This window comes from Escherichia sp. AM3 (genome assembly GCF_032029835.1).
Taxonomy (GTDB): Bacteria; Pseudomonadota; Gammaproteobacteria; order Enterobacterales; family Enterobacteriaceae; genus Escherichia; species Escherichia coli.
Window position 1 is genome coordinate 1 of the sequence record NZ_JAVUPQ010000076.1, and the last position, 17,759, is coordinate 17,759.

The following is a 17,759-nucleotide window of genomic DNA, read 5'->3' on the forward strand; positions in this document are numbered from 1 at the left end:
CTACGCTTATCAGGCCTACGAGTTCAGTGCTCTACGTAGGCCGGATAAGGCGTTCACGCCGCATCCGGCATAAACTACAGCTGGCAGACAGCCGCTGCGAAGGCATTTTTGCACATGGCGTTGGAGGAATGCACGGTTGTTGGCGGGAATGAATCACGGTAGCCGCTGACACAGATCAGCGGCTGGAATTGCCTGATGCGCTACGCTTATCAGGCCTACGAGTTCAGTGCTCTACGTAGGCCGGATAAGGCGTTCACGCCGCATCCGGCATAAACTAAGCTCGCTGTAACCCAGTCGTTCAACGTTTGTAATCGATGGCTTCTGGCTGCTCCAGATATACGGTGGTTTGTGCCGGTTGTGTGCTGGCAATCACCTTGCCGCCACGTACCGAATAACGTACCGGAACCTGACGGCGCAGCGCATCAAACCCATTTTCAGCCGGCAGGATAATCAGGTTGGCGCTGTTTCCGGCGGCAATGCCGTAATCCTGCAAATTCAACGTCCTTGCGCTGTGGTGGGTGATTAAATTCAGGCCATCGTTAATCTGCCCGTAGCCCATCAACTGGCAAACATGCAGCCCCATATGCAGCACTTGCAGCATATTCGCCGTTCCCAGCGGATACCACGGATCGAAGACATCATCGTGACCAAAGCAGACGTTAATGCCGGACTCCAGCATCTCTTTAACACGCGTGATGCCGCGACGTTTTGGATACGTATCGAAACGTCCTTGCAGATGAATATTGACCAGCGGGTTGGCGACAAAGTTAATACCGGACATTTTCAGCAAGCGGAACAGGCGTGAGGTATACGCCCCGTTATAGGAGTGCATTGCCGTGGTGTGGCTGGCGGTGACTCGCGCGCCCATGCCTTCACGGTGCGCCAGGGCAGCAACAGTTTCGACAAAGCGCGACTGCTCGTCATCGATCTCATCACAGTGAACGTCGATCAGACGGTCGTATTTTTGCGCCAGGGCGAAGGTTTTATGCAGCGACTCCACGCCGTATTCACGGGTAAATTCAAAATGCGGAATCGCCCCCACTACATCTGCCCCTAAGCGTAACGCCTCTTCCAGCAACGCTTCACCGTTGGGATACGACAAAATCCCTTCCTGCGGGAAGGCGACGATTTGCAGATCAATCCACGGCGCGACTTCCTGCTTCACTTCCAGCATTGCTTTCAGCGCAGTTAGCGTTGCATCCGAAACATCGACATGGGTACGCACATGCTGAATGCCGTTGGCAATCTGCCATTTCAGCGTTTGCCATGCGCGTTGTTTCACATCGTCATGGGTTAATAACGCTTTGCGCTCGGCCCAGCGTTCAATGCCTTCAAACAGCGTGCCGGACTGATTCCAGTTCGGTTGTCCGGCGGTTTGCGTGGTGTCCAGGTGAATATGTGGCTCCACAAACGGCGGTATAACTAAACCTTGTTCGGCATCCAGGCTGTTTTCAGTTATGGGCATCACGCCGGATTGCGCATCAATGGCGCTGATTTTTCCGTCCTGCAGATGAATCTGCCACAGCCCCTCTTCGCCTGGTAACCGGGCGTTAATAATTGTTTGTAAAGCGTTATTCGACACTGTTAGCCTCCACATGCGTCATTGCTGCTGTCGTTTTACGATTCAAAATCGGGTTAAGGATCAGATAGCTCAGCGCGCCACCTAATACCGCGTTGACCGGAACAATTCCCGGTAACCAGTGGCCTGCAGCAATCCCCAAGGCGACCGCCAGAATCGCCACCCAATTGACACTCATCATACGCGTGGTCGCAAAGTGCTCATAGCGGCGACGGTTCATCAGATAGTCGGCGATGATCACGCCACCCACTGGAGGAATAGCTGCCGAAAGGAAGGTCAACCAGCCGACAAAATTGTTATACAGCCATAATGCGCAGACCGTACCGATAATACCGTTGATTACCGAAAGGGTTTTGCTCGACATCCCGGTAATGTTGGCGAAACCTAAACCCGACGCATAGAGTGCGTTATCGTTGGTGGTCCAGATATTCAGCCCCAGCACCACAATCGCAGGCAGCAGCAGGCCCTGAGCAATCATCACATCAGAGATATCCGCCATGCCCAGTGCCGCAGCGCCCGCTGCACCGAAAATAAACATCAACGAGTTGCCGAGGAAAAAGGCCACCATCGCCACCAGCACCGCCAGTTTGGCATTGCGACCAAACCGGACAAAGTCAGCGGTGAGCGTACCCGCACTGATAAATGACCCCACAACCAGCGCCAGCGCGACATTGAAATCTAACGGTTGTGCGGGAACGACCGCTTTTAATGCGTCCAGGCCGCCCATGCCGTTAACAGCCAGCCACACGGAATAACCGCCCAGGCAGGCGATAGCCGGAACCGCAATCACCGAAAGAACCGTCAGCGCCGAAATGCCAAAAAAGACGGTGACGGTCATCAGTAAACCGGAAACGGCAATCAGCAAATTAATATCCAGCCCGGTTGCCTTACCCACCGGAATGGCAAACATCGCCACACCGACGCCAAACCAGCCAACCTGAGTTCCGCCCAGTAGCAGTGAAGGCAGCCATGAGCCTTTAACACCAAACGAGAAGCGAGCAAGAAGATGAGTGGTCAGGCCGGTTTTTGCGCCAATGTAACCGAGAAATGAAGTGTAAATACCGAGGAGAAGATTACCGATGAGAACTGCGAGGAAGAAATCATGATAGCTAAGACCGGTTCCGAGAGTGCCGCCGGTCCACATACTGGCGGAAAAGAAGGTTAATCCCAGCATGACGAACGTCAATGCCAATACCCCTTTCCGCGCCGACTGCGGGACTGGCCCCTGGCTAAAGTTGTTATCTTGCGACACGAAATTCCCCCTTTTTGCTGTTTGAAACCCAAAAAATCCGCCGCATTCTATTCATCTGAAGATAAAAAGCAATCGTTTTCGTGGGGAAATATATTTTTTATATGAATGAGTGCAAAAAGGTGGGGGAAAAATTATCGGTGTAAAAACAGTGGGTAGGCCTGATAAGACGCGTCAGCGTCGCATCAGGCATCTGAGCATGGTGTCGGATGCGGCGCGAGCGCCTTATCCGACCTACGGTTCAGACCTGTAGGCATGATAAGATGCGTCAGCGTCGCATCAGGCATCGGCGCATGGTGTCGGATGCGACGCGAGCGCCTTATCCGACCTACGGTTCAGGTCCGTAGGCATGATAAGACGCGTCAGCGTCGCATCAGGCATCGGCACACAGTGCCGGATGCACCGCGCGACGCATCCGACAATAACCTACTCTTCCATCGCCTGGCGGATCTGATCCAACGACGTAGGATCATCAATGGTCGTCAGATCTCCAGGATCGCGTCCTTCGCAAATCGCCTGGATCGTGCGGCGCAGCATTTTTCCGGATCGCGTTTTTGGCAATTGCGAGACAAACCAGACGTGCGCCGGGCGGCCAAAGTTGCCAATCTGGCTGTCCACCAGCGCCATAATCGCCTTCTCTTGCGAGTGCGCCACATCACGATCTTCCAGACTGTCGCTCTCTTTCGGAATGACAAACGCCACCGCCACCTGCCCTTTCAGCGCATCTTTCACCCCAACCACCGCCACTTCGGCAACGCCCGGATGGCTGGAGATACTCTCTTCAATCTCGCGCGTCCCCAGCCGATGCCCGGCAACGTTAATTACATCGTCAGTGCGCCCGAGAATAAAGTGATAACCGTCAGCGTCACGGATGCCCCAGTCAAAGGTGGCGTACACCGGGCGGGAAAACAGCGACCAGTAAGTCTTCACAAAGCGGCCGTCGTCGCCCCAGATGGTCTGAATACACCCCGGCGGCAGCGGCCCTTCCACCACCAGCATCCCTTTCTCGTTGACGCCACACGGTTCGCCGGTGACTTCATTAAGCAACTGCACGTTATAGCCATACATCGGCACACCGGGGCTTCCCAGACGCGTCGGCCTGTCGTCCAGACCGCGAGCAATCGCCATAATCGGCCAGCCGGATTCGGTCTGCCAGTAGTTGTCGATGACCGGCACATCCAGCGTATTGCTCACCCAACTGGCGGTCGGCTCGTCCAGCGGTTCTCCAGCCAGATAGAGCACTTCCAGCGACGAGAGATCGTGTTTGCGAATTTCAGCGGTAGGGAATTTTTTCAGCACGCGAATGGCGGTCGGCGCTGAGAACATCCGGCTAACCTGATATTTCTCGACGATTTTCCACCACACGCCGCAGTCCGGCCAGGTTGGCAATCCTTCGTAAACGATAGTCGCCATCCCCGCCAGCAGCGGCGCGTAAACGATATACGAATGCCCCACCACCCAGCCGATATCCGATGCGCAAAAGAACACGCTGCCCGCTTTGCCGCCAAAAATGGTGTCCATCGAGGTCGCCAGCGCCACCGCATATCCGCCGACGTCACGCTGCACGCCTTTAGGTTTGCCGGTCGTGCCGGAAGTGTAGAGAATGCAGGAGGTTTCGTTGGATTCCAGCCACGCCACCGGTACCCGCGCGCCGATGTGTTGATGGCGCAACGACGCGAAATCGACATCCCGCCCGCTGACGCGCGCCATTTTCGCCAGCCCGCGATCCACCAGCAAAACATGGCGTGGCTGGTGCTGCGCCTGACTTATCGCATCGTCGAGCAATTTTTTATAGGGAATGATTTTGCCACCGCGCGCTCCGGCATCAGCCGAGACAATCAGCACCGGTTTAGCGTCATCAATTCGCGCCGCCACGCTGTGCGAGGCAAATCCACCAAACACCACCGAGTGAATAGCGCCAATGCGCGCGCAGGCCAGCAGAGTAATATGCGCTTCGGCAATCATCGGCATATACACCAGCACCCGATCGCCGCGCTGCACACCCAATGAACGCAACATTGAGGCCACCGCGTTCACTTCGTCATGCAGCTGACGAAAGGTAAAGGTGCGCTCTTCTTCTGTTTCCGAAGAGACGGCAATCAGCGCCTGCGCCTCTGGCTGTTTCTCCAGCCAGCGGTCGATGGCGTTGTGGCACAAGTTGGTTCGGCCTTCACAAAACCAACGGGCAAACGGCGGATTGCTGTGATCGAGCGTTTGCGTAAAGGGCGTCTGCCAGTCAATACGCCGGGCCTGCTCGGCCCAGAACTGCTCCGGTTCGTTAATCGAACGCTGATAAAATTCGCTAAAAGACATAATGCTCTCCTGTTGAACTTACGCCTTACCGCCGTTTACTTAAATGACGTACAGGTCGAGATACTCATTGACCGGCATCTGTTCCAGGCGAGCTCTGTCGAGAGAAACCTCCAGAATGCGCTGCTGCTGGCGAGTCGGGAACTGGCGCGCGAGATTGATTTTGAATTTATCGACCAGTTTCGGAATACCATCCTGACGGCGGCGAGCATGACCAATGGGGTACTCCACCACCACTTCTTCAAATCGTGTGCCGTCGGTGAACTCAAGGGTAATGGCATTGGCGATGGCGCGTTTTTCCGGGTCGTGGTAGTCAGCGGTAAATGCCGGATCTTCAAAGCAATTGATCTTCTCGCGCAGGGCGTCAATGCGTTTATCTTGCGCAACGTTGTCCTCGTAATCTGCCGCCGTTAAGCGCCCGAATAGCAGCGGGATCGCCACCATGTACTGAATGCAGTGATCGCGGTCTGCCGGGTTATTGAGCGGCCCTTTTTTGTCGATGATGCGAATACAGGCTTCGTGGGTGCGAATGGTCACTTTTTCGATATCCGCCGCCGTTTTGCCTGCTGCCTGCATCTGTTCATAGAGCGTCATCGCTGCTTCAACTGCCGTCTGGGAGTGGAACTCCGCCGGGAAGGAGATTTTGAACAGCACATTTTCCATAACGTAGGAACCGTACGGGCGCTGGAAGCGGAACGATTCACCTTTAAAGGAGACGTCGTAGAAGCCCCACACCGGCGCAGTCAGGGCTGACGGGTAACCCATTTCGCCCGTTTTCGCCATCAGTGCCAGACGTACCGCGCGGGAAGTGGCATCGCCCGCCGCCCAGGATTTACGCGTGCCGGTGTTCGGCGCATGGCGATAGGTGCGCAGCGACTGACCGTCCACCCACGCCAGCGAAACGGCGTTGAGAATTTCCTCGCGGGTCAGGCCGAGCATTTCGGCGACCACGGCGGTGGAAGCCACTTTCACTAACAGAACGTGGTCGAGGCCGACGCGGTTAAAGGAGTTTTCCAGCGCGATGCAGCCCTGAATTTCATGGGCTTTGATCATTGCGGTCAGCACCTGTTTCATGGTCAACGGCGCTTTGCCGCTGGCGACCGCGTTGCGCGAAAGCCAGTCCGCCGTTGCCAGAATGCCGCCGAGGTTGTCGGAAGGATGGCCCCACTCCGCCGCCAGCCAGGTATCGTTGAAATCGAGCCAGCGGATCATCGCGCCGATGTTAAATGCCGCCTGGACGGGGTCGAGCTGGAACTGAGTTCCGGGGACGCGCACGCCGTTGGGTACGACGGTGCCGGGAACAATTGGCCCCAGCAGTTTTTTACAGGCCGGGTATTCGAGAGCTTCCAGACCGCAGCCGAGCGTGTCGAGCAGGCAGTAATGTGCGGTGTCGTAGGCCACTTTAGAGCTGATTTCGTAGTTCATGACGTAATCGACGATATCAACGATTTCACGATCAAATTCCGGGCGGATGTTGTTGATTTGAGCTGACATTGGGTACGTTTCCTTATTGTTATTCGTAGAGGTTTACTGGCGCTTATCCAGCGCGACAAACGGGCGGTCTTCCGGTCCAACATAATTGGCGGAAGGACGGATAATTTTGTTGTCCTGACGTTGTTCGATAATGTGCGCCGCCCAGCCGGTGACGCGGGCGATAACAAACAGTGGTGTGAACATCTCGGTGGGAACGCCCATCATGTTGTAGGAAACAGCAGAGAACCAGTCGAGATTGGGGAACATCTTTTTGCTCTCCCACATCACCGTTTCCAGGCGATCGGCGATGTTGTACATCTTCAGCGAGCCGCCTTCCTGCGAGAGCTGCTTCGCCACACGTTTAATCACCTGGTGGCGCGGGTCAGCGATGGTGTAAACCGGATGACCAAAACCAATGACCACTTCTTTGTTTTCCACGCGCTTGCGGATATCTGCTTCGGCTTCGTCCGGCGTTTCGTAGCGTTGCTGGATCTCCAGCGACACTTCATTCGCCCCGCCGTGTTTTGGCCCGCGCAGTGCGCCAATCGCGCCAATAATCGCGGAATACATATCAGAGCCGGTGCCCGCAATCACCCGACTGGTAAAGGTGGAGGCGTTAAACTCGTGTTCGGCGTACAGCACCAGCGAGATATGCATCGCCTTTTCCCAGCTTTGCGATGGCTTTTCGCCGTGCAGCAGATGCAGGAAGTGACCGCCGATGGAGTCGTCATCGGTTTCCGGTTGGATGCGTTCGCCGTTGTGGCTGTAGTGATACCAATAAAGGAGAATCGAGCTAAGCGACGCCAGCAGTTTGTCGGCAATATCCCGCGCGCCAGAGACGGTATGCCCCTCTTTTTCTGGCAGCGTGCAGCCGAGCGCGGAAACACCGGTGCGCATAACATCCATCGGGTGCGACGCCGCCGGTAAGGCTTCCAGCACGGTACGCACGTTAGCCGGTAAACCGCGCAGGGCTTTCAGTTTCGTTTTGTAAGCGGCGAGTTCGTCACGGGTCGGCAGTTTGCCGTGGATCAGCAGATGCGCCACTTCTTCAAATTCGCAATGTTTCGCCAGATCAAGAATATCGTAGCCGCGGTAATGCAGGTCATTGCCACTTTTACCCACGGTGCAGAGCGCCGTATTGCCCGCCGGAACGCCAGAAAGTGCCACAGATTTTTTCGGTTTAATGACATGGGTACTGTTTTGCAGGATCGTTGTGTCGCTCATGTTGTCCTCGTCATTGTTATCATTTGTAGGGTCGAGATTGTTGTCGGATGCGACGCTATGCGTCTTATCCGACCTACAGTTCAGTTCACCCCGTAGGCCTGATAAGTCGCGTCAGCGGCGCATCAGGCATCGGTTGTCGGATGCGACGCTATGCGTCTTATCCGACCTACAGTTCAGTGCACCCCGTAGGCCTGATAAGTCATGTCAGCGGCGCATCAGGCATCGGTTGTCGGATGCAACGCCATCCGTCTTATCCGACCTACAGTTCAGTGCACCTCGTAGGCCTGATAAGTCGCGTCAGCGACGCATCAGGCATCGGCTGTCGAATACAATCAACGGGCGTTTTTTATTTCACCTGGCTACGGGCAAACAGGTTGTCGAGCTTCTCTTCGTACTGGTAGTAGTTGATGCTTTCGTACAGCTCGTTGCGGGTCTGCATGGTGTCGATGACGCTTTTCTGCGTGCCTTCCTGGCGCAGGACGTTGTAGACATGTTCAGCGGCGCGGTTCATGGCGCGGAACGCTGAAAGTGGGTACAGCGCCATTGCGACATGGGCGCTGCGTAATTCGTCGGTGGTAAACAGCGGCGTGGCACCAAATTCGGTGATGTTGGCGAGGATCGGCACCTGCACCGCATCGGCAAACTGGCGGTACATGGCGAGTTCGGTAATCGCCTCCGGGAACAACATCTCGGCACCCGCTTCAACATAGGCCTGCGCACGCTCGATCGCCGCATCCAGCCCCTCTACCGCCAGAGCATCGGTGCGCGCCATGATCACAAAATCAGGATCGGTTTTCGCATCCACCGCCGCGCGGATCCGATCCACCATCTCTTCTTTCGAGACGATCGCTTTATTCGGACGATGACCGCAGCGTTTCGCACCAACCTGATCTTCAATATGCAATCCTGCCGCACCGGCTTTAATCATCGATTTCACGGTGCGCGCCACGTTAAAGGCCGAAGAACCAAAACCGATATCCGCATCCACCAGCAGCGGCAGCGAACAAACGTCGGTGATACGGCGAATATCGGTCAGCACGTCATCAAGAGTAGAAATACCGAGATCGGGCAGCCCCAGCGAACCTGCCGCCACGCCACCGCCAGAAAGATAAATTGCCTGATATCCGGCACGCTGCGCCAACAGCGCATGATTAGCGTTGATGGTGCCAACAATCTGCAATGGATTTTCTTTAGTCAGTGCAGCGCGAAACGCTTTACCTAGAGAGTGTAGAGACATAGCCCATCCTTTGTTATCAACTTGTTATTTGCGTTGATAAAGACAAAGCAAGGGGTGTGCCACAATTGCCTTAATAAAATTAAATGTTTAATTTCAATTTGTTAGAGATAAAGTCATGAACTAATCCGCAAATATGCGTTTCAGTTAACGTTTCAGGCAATGTTTCACCGCGTTTCATTGCAACAATTATGAAACAAGACTAAACCCAATATTCGGTTTCTTAACTTTGCGGTGCGCTATGGCACATCCACCACGGCTTAATGACGACAAACCGGTTATCTGGACGGTATCTGTAACGCGCCTGTTCGAGCTGTTTCGCGATATCAGCCTCGAGTTTGATCACCTGGCGAACATTACCCCTATCCAGCTTGGCTTTGAAAAAGCGGTGACCTACATCCACAAGAAACTGGCAAACGAACGCTGTGACGCCATCATCGCCGCTGGATCTAACGGCGCGTACCTGAAAAGCCGCCTGTCAGTGCCAGTTATTTTGATTAAACCGAGCGGCTACGATGTGTTACAGGCACTGGCAAAAGCCGGAAAACTCACCTCTTCTATCGGCGTTGTCACTTATCAGGAAACTATTCCGGCACTGGTGGCGTTTCAAAAAACCTTTAATTTGCGCCTCGATCAACGTAGCTACATTACCGAAGAAGACGCACGCGGGCAGATTAACGAGCTAAAAGCTAACGGCACCGAAGCGGTGGTCGGCGCGGGGCTGATTACCGATCTGGCAGAAGAAGCCGGAATGACCGGAATTTTTATCTATTCCGCCGCCACCGTGCGCCAGGCGTTCAGCGATGCGCTGGATATGACGCGCATGTCGTTACGCCATAACACTCACGATGCCACCCGCAACGCCCTGAGAACTCGTTACGTGCTGGGCGATATGCTCGGTCAATCACCACAGATGGAACAAGTACGGCAGACTATTTTGCTGTATGCCCGCTCCAGTGCAGCGGTGTTGATTGAGGGGGAAACGGGGACGGGCAAAGAGCTGGCGGCCCAGGCGATTCATCGGGAATATTTTGCCCGCCACGATGCGCGACAGGGCAAAAAGTCGCATCCGTTTGTTGCAGTCAACTGCGGGGCGATTGCCGAATCGCTGCTGGAAGCAGAACTGTTTGGCTATGAGGAAGGGGCGTTTACCGGCTCGCGACGCGGCGGTCGCGCCGGGCTGTTTGAAATCGCCCACGGAGGTACGCTGTTTCTCGATGAGATTGGCGAAATGCCGCTGCCGTTGCAGACCCGGCTGCTGCGGGTGCTGGAAGAAAAAGAGGTCACCCGCGTCGGCGGGCATCAGCCTGTTCCGGTGGATGTGCGGGTCATTAGCGCCACTCACTGCAATCTGGAAGAAGATATGCGGCAAGGGCAGTTTCGCCGTGACCTGTTTTATCGGCTGAGTATTTTGCGTCTGCAATTGCCACCACTGCGCGAGCGGGTGGCGGATATTCTGCCACTGGCGGAAAGCTTTTTGAAAGTGTCTCTGGCGGCGCTCTCCGCCCCGTTTTCTGCCGCATTACGCCAGGGATTACAGGCAAGCGAAACCGTGCTGGTGCACTACGACTGGCCGGGCAATATTCGTGAACTGCGCAATATGATGGAGCGACTGGCGCTATTTTTAAGTGTGGAACCGACGCCGGATTTAACGCCGCAATTTTTGCAGCTGCTACTGCCGGAACTGGCGCGCGAGTCGGCGAAAACTCCCGCTCCACGCTTACTGACACCACAACAGGCACTGGAGAAATTTAATGGCGATAAAACAGCAGCGGCGAATTATTTAGGCATCAGCCGGACGACGTTCTGGCGGCGGCTGAAAAACTGAACTGCCGAATGCAGCGCGAACGCTTTATCCGGCATAAATTTCAATAGATGATCACCGATAAACTTACGCATCGGGGATGTTTACATAGGATTCAGAATTACTTCTTCTTATAAATATTTGCCGTGCCGTGGATCTTATTGTCAGTTTGACCGGAGGTCAGTACCAACACATCAGCCCCTTTTTCATCCGCTTTTTTGATCAAATCCTCTTTCGCATCTGCGGTCGACATTTCATTGCTGGTTGAAATATCACCTATTTTTTCATATTGCGATTCGACTTTTTCAAATTCCGCTTTAGTCATCAATTCAGCGGCATAGACATTGGTAACGGCAAACGCTAACGCACCGACTAACATTTTAGAGATTATTTTCATATTACGGCTCCAGAGTTGTTATCACACTATCACCCACCGACATTATTGAGTTGATTAATAATTAGTTCAGTCAGGGCATAAACGCCAGTAACCGGAAATAAGACACTTTGTGATCTCTCTCGCACCCGATTATTTTTGGTAGAAATATGATGCAGTTAGTTCACTTATTTATGGATGAAATCACTATGGATCCTTTGCATGCCGTTTACCTGACCGTAGGACTGTTCGTGATTACTTTTTTTAATCCGGGAGCCAATCTCTTTGTGGTAGTACAAACCAGCCTGGCTTCCGGTCGACGCGCAGGGGTGCTGACCGGGCTGGGCGTGGCGCTGGGCGATGCATTTTATTCCGGGTTGGGTTTGTTTGGTCTTGCAACGCTAATTACGCAGTGTGAGGAGATTTTTTCGCTTATCAGAATCGTCGGCGGCGCTTATCTCTTATGGTTTGCGTGGTGCAGCATGCGCCGCCAGTCAACACCGCAAATGAGCACACTACAACAACCGATTAGCGCCCCCTGGTATGTCTTTTTTCGCCGCGGATTAATTACCGATCTCTCTAACCCGCAAACCGTTTTATTTTTTATCAGTATTTTCTCAGTAACATTAAATGCCGAAACACCAACATGGGCACGTTTAATGGCCTGGGCGGGGATTGTGCTCGCATCAATTATCTGGCGAGTTTTTCTTAGTCAGGCGTTTTCTTTGCCCGCTGTGCGTCGTGCTTATGGGCGTATGCAACGCGTTGCCAGTCGGGTTATTGGTGCAATTATTGGTGTATTCGCGCTACGCCTGATTTACGAAGGGGTGACGCAGCGGTGAGCAGATAATTTACTCTCTACGTAATCAACCTGATTTGCCGAATCACGGCCATCGGCGATGATAGCCCCCGTAATGCGTGGTCCTTATTTCCGATAAGTTTACTTGAGTCTTTAGCTTCCCATTTCAGCCCACTCTCCCCTGTGTGGGCTTTTTTCATTGGTCTGCCCCATCCTGAATAGCCAAACAATGGCAATGTTCCACTTTGCAGGGATGATAATAAGGGGATCTGATTCAGAAGAGTTTTGAAAAGTTGGACCGCCATCGAGGCCTCGAACCCCGTACCATACAACAATCCTGGTTGTCGTCTGCTCTTCCTGATGAGCTAATGGCGGTTTTTGATATGAGCCTTACAGCATATTTTCTGTCAGGCTTGAGTGCGATGCGTAAGATACAGAAAAGACCCCACACAAACATGATGGAATTATGATTTTTTTCATATGAATGTCAACCCACACATTCACAAAACATCCGCATGAGATCATTTTTTATACACCGCATGGCTGCGAAACCACTACTGGTGCTTTTTTAAGCGAAGTGTCGCCGATCACAACAAAATATAGGCGAAAAAAGAGATGGAATGCCTGTTGGCATACAGATATACAGATGAAATGATTACCTGCATTGCGATTCACTCTCAGGTGGAATAACAATTTGCAGGTGGAACCCTTTCTGAACTAAAGAGTGTAGCGGATTTTAACGTGCTTATTTACAGGATAATATCTGTCACCTAATTCCTGCACTCTATTAGATATCCATTCATTTAATCGCGCATCATCTCTGTATGTTTTTACGTCCAGAACAGAGAGCAATAACATCACCAGTGATTCAGGAAAAACAGGGTAGATATTTTTTAAGTGTAATAATAATCCATGCGCAAGCGCCTGCTTAATGGGCGCGTCTGTCTCCGGAATAGACGACATTTCGCGAAGCCATTTTTCCACATGCATACACTCTTTCCCTTTAGGGAAAATTCTCAGCAAAGGCATATGGTGTTCAAGAAGAATACATTTGCAATCTGTTCGCACTGAATCGATAAACTGCACTAATTTCTTAAGCCCGGTAAAGCGTCCAGCCTGCACGTTTGCTTTAATATCAAGAAACGCATCATCCTGGTCATATACCCAAACTGTCCCTTTTTGATTTTCAAGTATGTGAAAAACAAACTTAACCGGGTGATCAGGGTAATCCATCCAGTCATAAAATCCAGGGAAATCATTAAACTGCACATTTATGGTGAGTGCGTTATCGTCTGACCACTCACAGTCTCGTACGGCAGCCATGAGATGAATGAGTTTGTCGTCATCGACTAAATCATCACGACAATCATAAGGATAATCATAATATTGTTTAATCAAAACCTTGAATATATCGACACAGGAAACCAGGGAGCTTTTGATATCCTCTGGTAACTGATTGTTTTTAACCGTATTAAGTATGCTTTGTTGCGTATATGGCATCAAATTATTGTGCGGAGCTTTTAATGATATCATCGCGATCTCTCTTAAATAAAAATAAACGTCGCAGATAATAAAGCTCTGATTAAACCAGGCACTATCAGAAATCGCTCATAACTAACGTGTGAAGTATTGTGTACTGGAGGGCGTTAATTTAACAATTTAAATTTACGTTATAGGTTTTACTGCTACTTTGATATTATTTCGCTCTCCTTAACTAAAAAGTTAAGTGGAGAGCGAAGTTAATATGTTAAACCACAGGGTATTTATTAATTTTTTCAGTCTGTTAGTGTGCGATTATCGATAACAAAACGATATTTCACATCACCGCGCAGCATTCGCTCATAGGCTTCATTAATTTGATCGGCCCGAATCATCTCTATATCAGCCACGATGCCATGTTCGGCGCAAAAATCGAGCATCTCCTGAGTTTCTGGAATGCCGCCAATCATAGAACCGGCTATCGCACGGCGTTTCATGATCAGGTTGAAAACTTCCGGCGATTTATGCGGTGTCGCAGGCGCACCAACCAGCGTCATGGTGCCATCACGCTTCAGCAAGGTGGTAAAATCGTCGAGATTATGTGGCGCAGCTACTGTATTCAAAATGAAATCGAAACTCTTCAGATGAGCCGCCATCTCATCGGCATTGCGTGAGTTAACAACTTCATCGGCCCCCAGGGCTTTTGCCGCTTCGCGTTTTGCCTCAGAAGTGGTAAATGCCACCACATGTGCCCCCATCGCGTGGGCCAGCTTAATCCCCATATGTCCCAGACCGCCGATGCCGACCACGCCCACTTTTTTACCCGGCCCGGCCTGCCAGTGACGTAGCGGCGAATACGTGGTGATCCCTGCACACAACAAAGGAGCCACCGCCGCCAGCTGCTCTTGCGGGTGACGAATACGCAGAACATATCGCTCATGAACGACGATCTGTTGTGAGTAGCCGCCCAGAGTATGGCCCGGTTCGTCCGGCGTCGGCGAGTTATAGGTGCCGGTCATGTGATCACAGTAGTTTTCCAACCCGTCTTCACACTCTTCGCAATGTTTACAACTGTCGACAATGCAGCCGACACCGACCAGATCGCCCGGCGCATATTTTTCTACCTGATCACCAACGGCTACCACACGCCCCACAATTTCATGACCCGGCACGCAGGGGTAAACCGTCCCCGCCCACTCGGAACGGACCTGGTGGAGATCGGAATGGCAAACGCCACAGTAAGCGATTTCGATTTTGACATCATTCGGTCCCGGTTCACGCCGGGTGATATCCATCGGTTCAAGTGGTTGTTTAGCGGAATATGCACCAACAGCTTTGATCTTCATTGTGTTTACTCCTGATTAGCTATGTGTATTTGGCAACGCCTGATATGTCATCGCGGCAAAACGCGTCCATTGAATATAGCCAATATTTAAACCACCCGATCCAGCCCCAACATGCCGCGAGCCTGAATGAAACAGAGCAGCAACGTTCCCCATAAGGCGAGCGCCTGTAAGTGTGATATTTGCTATCTGTAAAAGACTAAAATCGGCAAAACTGATGATCTTTTCACGTAGACAAATAGTTATCTACACAACGTCAATAAGGGCATATTCCTCAAAGATAATGTCCATTTCTGCCGACACACTCATATTCAGATTGCCCCACTCCCTGGGGCTTAAATCTCTTACTATTCACCGTTGCAGGCGTTTCAAATGCGCATCAACCTGCCACACTCCCCCACACCAGTTGCCCTTTATGGAACGTTGCGGTTCTCGGCGAGATACGCGCCACCGCCTCGGCGGAACAGGAGGCGTCCACCAGCACAAAGCTGGCGTCATCCTGCGCTTTTGGCCATACACGCTCGCCTTTTTCATTCAGCGGCAATACATCGCCAGTGGCTAAAAACAGCGAGCGGGAGAGGTTCTGTTCGTTAGGACGAATATAGAGCTGCGCGTACAGATTGGCTTTTTCCAGCATGTCGCCCAGACCATAAGGCGACCAGTGGTCGATAACGCTGTCAGTGCCAGTCATCACTTTTACGCCTTTGTCGTGCAACTGTTTGAGCGGCATATGCAGCGTGCCAATCGGCACCGTCGAGGCGATAGAAATTTGTTGCACCACCATCCGGTTCGCCAGTTCATCTACCTGTTGCTCGTTGAGCGTTGCCAGCGCAAAGGCGTGGCTGATGGTCAGCTTACCTTTCAGTTGCGGCGTTTTCTCTACCGTTTCAACCATATAATTGATGGCTGCCACGCCCGACGGAGTGGTTTCGTGCAGGTGAATATCGACACCTTTGTCGTAGTCCAGCGCAATCTGAAACATGGTATCGAGGGATTTTTCCATCGCGCCATCGACACTGGTCGGGTCCAGCCCGCCGACGTAATGCGCACCCGCCTGCATCGCTTCGCGCATTAAGGGTTCCGATTTCGACAGCAGCAAACCGTGCTGCGGGAAGGCGACGATTTCACACTCAAAGCCCGCCTGACGTCGCGCCAGCACCGCCTGCAAATTTTGCAGATTTTTCAGGCCGGAAACTGGTTCGATATTGCAGTGGCTGCGGGCAATGGTAGTACCTTTCGACTGCAATAAATCGATCAGTTTCTCCGCCCGTTCCTGAGTGTACGGTTGTAACTCCGGCAGCATTTTCTGCTCGAGTTTGATCATGTCCTGGATAGTGGTGCCTGCCGGACGATTGAGCGAGCGCCACGGCCCGCCGTAGAAGGTTTTGTCGAGATGAATATGCATGTCGCGAGTGGTGGGTAGCATCAACTTACCGCCAGCGTCATAGTGCGGCAGCGTGGCGTCCGGATGCTGCTTGTTCTCGCGCAGGGCGACAATTTTGCCGTCCTGAATCTCCACGGTCTGGCGCGCCGTGCGGGTCTGCACCGCCACACCGTTTTCGTAGTCAAAACCGGTTTCCAGCAGCACGTTATCGAGATAGTAATGCGGGTCAGTGATTTTCATGGTGTTGTTCGCTTCGCAGTTTAGGGTGCCAGCTACCGCCGCATGGGCGAGCGGCACAGAGGTACCAAACAGCGCGGCGGCGGTGACCATCTTACCGCTCTGGCTCAGAAATTCACGGCGGCTATTGCTTTCTTTCATCCTACGTCCTTACGTTTTAATAATATGGGTGCCCGTTTCACCGCGCAGCGCCGCAGGCAGGCATTCCGGCGTGGTGATAATCACTTCTTTGCCGCCCTGCTCCAGGAACGTCAGGCTGGCGATGATTTTTGGCAACATGCTGCCGGGAGGAAAATGCCCTTCCTGCATATAGCGAGTCATGGTGGCAATATCCACCCGATCCAGCGCCTGCTGCTGCGGTTTACCAAAGTGGATACAGACTTTTTCGACGCCGGTGGTGATCACCAGAATGTCGGCGTGAATTTCACGGGCCAGCAGCGCGGTAGAGAGATCTTTGTCAATAACCGCGTCCACGCTTTGGTAATCCCCCGCTTCAGTACGCACTACCGGAATTCCACCGCCGCCCGCGCCAATTACGACAAAACCTTGTTGGATCAGCGCCTTAATGGCGGGTGCTTCGACAATACGTTTCGGTTCCGGCGAGGCGACCACGCGGCGATAGCCCCGTCCGGCATCTTCAACAAAACACCAGTCAGGGTTTGCCTTTTGTAGTTCGTCACGCTGGCTTTCACTGAAGAATGCACCAATGGGCTTGGTGGGATGGGCAAAACCTGGATCGTTTTTATCCACTTCCACCTGAGTTACCACGGTGACGGCTTTTTTCTCGCCGTGACGCGCCAGCCGGTTATTCAGCGCCTGTTGGATCAGATAGCCGATGCCGCCCTGCGTATCTGCCACACAGTTCGCCAGCGGCGTTAAGGGCAGCCCTTCGCGCTCGTGGGCAATCTCCGCACGGCGTAAATCCAGCCCGACCTGCGGCCCGTTGCCGTGGGTCAGCACAATGTCGTAATCGGAAGCCAGCATTTCCAGCACCGTATCGGCGACGGCTTTCACCGCCTCCGCCTGATGCTCAATCGACTGGCTGGCGTTATCTTTGATAATGCTGTTGCCACCAATGGCAACGACCACAAGCTCTTTCATGTTGTTATGTCCGCTACAGAGGGTGATGGGGTTATGACCAACGCCAGACTGCCTGATGCGCTACGCTTATCAGGCCTACAATTCTCGCGCCACTCGTAGGCCGGATAAGGCGTTCACGCCGCATCCGGCAATGGTGACAAATGCCTGATGCGCTACGCTTATCAGGCCTA

Annotated in this window: 14 protein-coding genes and 2 pseudogenes; 3 read left to right on the top strand and 13 right to left on the bottom strand. The window is 52.8% G+C overall.

Annotated features, from left to right (window positions below):
* Positions 1-78: 78 nt before the first annotated feature.
* Positions 79-162 (top strand): annotated as a pseudogene (locus RTW80_RS19875) (hypothetical protein); the annotation flags it as partial.
* A 136-nt stretch (positions 163-298) separates the two neighbouring features.
* On the opposite strand, the gene codA reads toward RTW80_RS19875, so the two are convergent.
* The 6 genes from codA to prpB form a co-directional block, all read right to left on the bottom strand.
* Positions 299-1,582, bottom strand: a complete 1,284-nt coding sequence (gene codA / locus RTW80_RS19880; RefSeq protein WP_001295686.1) for a cytosine/isoguanine deaminase — start codon at positions 1,580-1,582, stop codon at positions 299-301.
* Positions 1,572-2,831, bottom strand: coding sequence for a cytosine permease (codB, locus tag RTW80_RS19885; RefSeq protein ID WP_000076233.1), 1,260 nt, complete (start codon positions 2,829-2,831; stop codon positions 1,572-1,574). Before codB ends, codA begins: the two co-directional genes overlap by 11 nt.
* Positions 2,832-3,254: 423 nt before the next feature.
* Positions 3,255-5,141, bottom strand: a complete 1,887-nt coding sequence (prpE, locus tag RTW80_RS19890; protein WP_033549264.1) for a propionate--CoA ligase — start codon at positions 5,139-5,141, stop codon at positions 3,255-3,257.
* Between the two features lie 39 nt (positions 5,142-5,180).
* Entirely contained in the window at positions 5,181-6,632 is a 1,452-nt protein-coding gene (gene prpD / locus RTW80_RS19895) for a 2-methylcitrate dehydratase (RefSeq protein ID WP_001275859.1), read from the bottom strand.
* Between the two features lie 33 nt (positions 6,633-6,665).
* Positions 6,666-7,835 (bottom strand): 2-methylcitrate synthase, encoded by a 1,170-nt coding sequence (gene prpC, locus RTW80_RS19900; protein ID WP_001285927.1) that lies wholly within the window; start codon positions 7,833-7,835, stop codon positions 6,666-6,668.
* A gap of 346 nt (positions 7,836-8,181) precedes the next feature.
* On the bottom strand, positions 8,182-9,072 hold the full coding sequence (gene prpB / locus RTW80_RS19905; protein WP_032247726.1) for a methylisocitrate lyase: 891 nt from the start codon (positions 9,070-9,072) through the stop codon (positions 8,182-8,184).
* Positions 9,073-9,310: 238 nt separating this feature from the next.
* Here prpB and prpR point away from each other — a divergent pair, with 238 nt between their 5' ends.
* Entirely contained in the window at positions 9,311-10,897 is a 1,587-nt protein-coding gene (gene prpR / locus RTW80_RS19910; RefSeq protein ID WP_001399960.1) for a propionate catabolism operon regulatory protein PrpR, read from the top strand.
* A 97-nt stretch (positions 10,898-10,994) separates the two neighbouring features.
* On the opposite strand, the gene yahO is transcribed toward prpR, so the two are convergent.
* Positions 10,995-11,270 carry a DUF1471 family periplasmic protein YahO gene (gene yahO, locus RTW80_RS19915; RefSeq protein WP_000691953.1) on the bottom strand — a complete coding sequence of 92 codons (276 nt, stop codon included), beginning with the start codon at positions 11,268-11,270 and terminating at the stop codon, positions 10,995-10,997.
* Between the two features lie 146 nt (positions 11,271-11,416).
* Between yahO and RTW80_RS19920 the strand changes: the two genes are divergently transcribed.
* Complete coding sequence (locus RTW80_RS19920; RefSeq protein WP_000983410.1) at positions 11,417-12,088, top strand: LysE family transporter; 672 nt, start codon at positions 11,417-11,419, stop codon at positions 12,086-12,088.
* Between the two features lie 16 nt (positions 12,089-12,104).
* Here the strand turns inward: RTW80_RS19920 and yahM are convergent, their stop codons facing one another.
* The 6 genes and pseudogenes from yahM to RTW80_RS19950 form a co-directional block, all read right to left on the bottom strand.
* Positions 12,105-12,350, bottom strand: coding sequence for a protein YahM (gene yahM, locus RTW80_RS19925; RefSeq protein WP_000290616.1), 246 nt, complete (start codon positions 12,348-12,350; stop codon positions 12,105-12,107).
* A gap of 412 nt (positions 12,351-12,762) precedes the next feature.
* Positions 12,763-13,578, bottom strand: coding sequence for a protein YahL (gene yahL / locus RTW80_RS19930; protein ID WP_001381673.1), 816 nt, complete (start codon positions 13,576-13,578; stop codon positions 12,763-12,765).
* A 242-nt stretch (positions 13,579-13,820) separates the two neighbouring features.
* A complete protein-coding gene (yahK, locus tag RTW80_RS19935; RefSeq protein WP_000692754.1) occupies positions 13,821-14,870 on the bottom strand; it encodes an NADPH-dependent aldehyde reductase YahK in 1,050 nt (349 codons plus the stop codon).
* 86 nt (positions 14,871-14,956) lie between these two features.
* A pseudogene (locus tag RTW80_RS19940) lies at positions 14,957-15,031 on the bottom strand (hypothetical protein); the annotation flags it as partial.
* Between the two features lie 215 nt (positions 15,032-15,246).
* On the bottom strand, positions 15,247-16,629 hold the full coding sequence (locus RTW80_RS19945) for an amidohydrolase family protein (RefSeq protein WP_032247725.1): 1,383 nt from the start codon (positions 16,627-16,629) through the stop codon (positions 15,247-15,249).
* Positions 16,630-16,638: 9 nt separating this feature from the next.
* Entirely contained in the window at positions 16,639-17,589 is a 951-nt protein-coding gene (locus RTW80_RS19950) for a carbamate kinase family protein (RefSeq protein ID WP_001408374.1), read from the bottom strand.
* Between the last annotated feature and the right edge of the window lie 170 nt (positions 17,590-17,759).

Coding starts and splice junctions, on each gene's coding strand:
- prpE (WP_033549264.1), bottom strand. CDS start 5,141: ATGTCTTTTAGCGAATTTTATCAGCGTTCGATTAACGAACCGGAGCAG.
- prpD (WP_001275859.1), bottom strand. CDS start 6,632: ATGTCAGCTCAAATCAACAACATCCGCCCGGAATTTGATCGTGAAATC.
- prpC (WP_001285927.1), bottom strand. CDS start 7,835: ATGAGCGACACAACGATCCTGCAAAACAGTACCCATGTCATTAAACCG.
- prpB (WP_032247726.1), bottom strand. CDS start 9,072: ATGTCTCTACACTCTCTAGGTAAAGCGTTTCGCGCTGCACTGACTAAA.
- prpR (WP_001399960.1), top strand. CDS start 9,311: ATGGCACATCCACCACGGCTTAATGACGACAAACCGGTTATCTGGACG.
- yahO (WP_000691953.1), bottom strand. CDS start 11,270: ATGAAAATAATCTCTAAAATGTTAGTCGGTGCGTTAGCGTTTGCCGTT.
- RTW80_RS19920 (WP_000983410.1), top strand. CDS start 11,417: ATGATGCAGTTAGTTCACTTATTTATGGATGAAATCACTATGGATCCT.
- yahM (WP_000290616.1), bottom strand. CDS start 12,350: ATGGCGGTCCAACTTTTCAAAACTCTTCTGAATCAGATCCCCTTATTA.
- yahL (WP_001381673.1), bottom strand. CDS start 13,578: ATGATATCATTAAAAGCTCCGCACAATAATTTGATGCCATATACGCAA.
- yahK (WP_000692754.1), bottom strand. CDS start 14,870: ATGAAGATCAAAGCTGTTGGTGCATATTCCGCTAAACAACCACTTGAA.
- RTW80_RS19945 (WP_032247725.1), bottom strand. CDS start 16,629: ATGAAAGAAAGCAATAGCCGCCGTGAATTTCTGAGCCAGAGCGGTAAG.
- RTW80_RS19950 (WP_001408374.1), bottom strand. CDS start 17,589: ATGAAAGAGCTTGTGGTCGTTGCCATTGGTGGCAACAGCATTATCAAA.